At 51.4% G+C, this 2007-nt stretch carries 1 protein-coding gene; it reads left to right on the plus strand.

The genetic code is table 11. The annotated features are described in order from the left end of the window. A partial coding sequence (locus tag ACI3UA_RS06845; protein ID WP_439724072.1) for a flagellin occupies positions 1-1834 on the plus strand: 1834 nt, incomplete at its 5' end. Between the last annotated feature and the right edge of the window lie 173 nt (positions 1835-2007).

Raw genomic sequence — 2007 nt, forward strand, 5'->3', positions numbered from 1 at the left:
CAATACCAGTAAGGGTGCGGATATAACCAATGTGGCGGAGGGTGCCATGCAGAGCCAGATGGAGCTTCTGACTACCATAAGGGAGCTGGCACTGAAATCTGCCAACGGCATATACAGTGATTCCGACAGGGCAATCATGCAAAAGGAGGTCAATCAGCGCCTGACGGAGATTGACGATATTGCCGCCTCTGCCAGCTATAACGGCAGGCCGCTTTTGAATCAGGCCGAGCTTGACCACGCGGACAGCAGGTTTATCCCCGGCTCCACCAGCTTCAATGTGGATGCTCCTGCACAGGATAACAGCATTTCCCTGATTTCTGAAACGCCAAATGCGTATGCAATCAAGGATCACATACCTTGCTACAGGCCGCCCACGTCATACCATGAGCTGACTGACGGACAAATGGTATACGATGCCAACAGCATAGTGTACAATAAAATTCAGCCTCCTGCCAGCCTGCCCGGCATCGGCAGCACTGTCTATGATGCAAACGGTGTCAGCTATACCGTCGTCGATGCCAGCAGCACGCCGGGCACCGGCTCACCTGTGCCTGCCATAGAGTATCCGGCCGGGCAGACGCCGCCGGCATATATACCGCTGGATATTACCACGTCCGGCACGCCGACTGTCCCTGCACCCGGCGCGGCAGGCTTCTGGCCGCATACCAAAAACTATCAGGCGCTGGGAACAGTAGGTGCAGGCGGCAGTGCTGCTGTAACTGCCGGTACTACGAAGATAACGCTTAGTGACAGGTATCCCGCTCAAGAATATACCTACGATGTACTTCCTGATGGAAAAATAGTGGGTACATATCCAAAGAGCGGCACAAATCCTGACAGGCAGATGTACAGCATCGACTTTAGCAGTGTTGCCAATATACCGGCTGATTTGGATCAGCAGGGATTTTCCGTAATGTGCGATGCCTGCGAACAATTTATTTCGGTTATGTTTGACGTAAATAAGGTGGCAGGTACAGGTGAACATTACATTGGCACAGATAGCACTTCAGAATGCTATATCATCGGGTTGCAGGGTGCAAGCACAGCTTCTGATGTTGTTGATGCGCTTTTGGATGGGCTGAATGCTGTCAAAGGTACAACGGGTGTAAATCCTGTTCAGCTTACCGCGCATCACAATGTCAGGCTGAATGTTTATACGGATGCCGGCGGGGAAAAGAAATGCTATATTGACAAAGAGAATAATGGCCTATTGATGTATAACGGCATAAAGGGCCAGCTGGAGGTTGTGCCGGACAGATATGACGTTACCAGCTACATGAGGCCGGGGAGCAATATTTACATTCAGGGAGATACTGCCGCCTCCGGCAATACGGCACTGAAGCTGCCGAACACGACCCTCGGCATGCTGTTCCCCGGTACCAGTGACTACTGGGCAGGGATTGAACCAACAGAGGCGGATTACCCGGAACCCTGGCCCAATGAATACGATGGCCTGACAGATGAGGAAAAGAAGCAGAAATTCCGCAGAGAGGTGTGGCCGTATCCGGAAGTTGCGGATAATGACCTGGGGACATGCATAAGCACTCAGGAAAAAGCACGGGATTTTCTGACGAACATCGACCAGGCACTGCGCTATCTTGAGAATGCCATCACCACCATGGGCGCACAGCATCAGCGGCTTTCCGTAATGAATGACAACATCGTCATCAGCCAGGAGAATACCACCGCCGCTGAAAGTACCATCCGCGATGCAGACATGGCAAAGGAAATGACCGCCTATGCCAGATACAGCATCCTGTCCCAGTCCTCGCAAGCGATGCTGGCGCAGGCTAACCAGTCCGGCTCCGGTGTGCTGAGCCTTTTGCAAGGCTGATGGATAGCAAATAGAGGATAAAAGGCACAAGTATAAGCCTCCGGACGTGATTTGCCGGATGAGCTGGCAACTATATCAAAACTACCATAATTATTCCAGCTAAAAAATCCTGTCTCAGATAATGCAATATCTGAAACAGGATTTTCTTACTTGCATGCGCTATATACCCTATA

Source organism: Anaerovibrio sp. (assembly GCF_051866355.1).
Lineage (GTDB): Bacteria > Bacillota > Negativicutes > Selenomonadales > Selenomonadaceae > Anaerovibrio.